At 49.8% G+C, this 259-nt stretch carries 1 protein-coding gene; it reads right to left on the reverse strand.

Annotated features, from left to right (window positions below; all coding sequences use genetic code 11):
- The coding region (locus tag R0J87_RS22035) for a CBS domain-containing protein (RefSeq protein WP_498888981.1) at positions 1 to 234 on the reverse strand (234 nt) is incomplete at its 3' end.
- Between the last annotated feature and the right edge of the window lie 25 nt (positions 235 to 259).

The following is a 259-nucleotide window of genomic DNA, read 5'->3' on the forward strand; positions in this document are numbered from 1 at the left end:
CGAATCGGTATCCGGCGCACCGATGACATCGCGGGACGTGACGATCCCGACGAGCCTTCCGCTGCCATCAACGACGGGGAACCCTCTGTGGGTTGTTTCGTTGTTCAATTCATTATAGAGGCTGATCGGGTCTTTGACATGCAGGAAATGCGTGCTTTCGCGCGGAATCAAAATATCTTCAATCAGCAGGATTTCTTTTTTAATTAATTGGTCATAGATGGCCCGGTTGATCATCGTCGCCACCGTAAATGTATCGTAG

Source organism: Halomonas sp. SIMBA_159 (assembly GCF_046536035.1).
GTDB lineage: Bacteria > Pseudomonadota > Gammaproteobacteria > Pseudomonadales > Halomonadaceae > Vreelandella > Vreelandella venusta_A.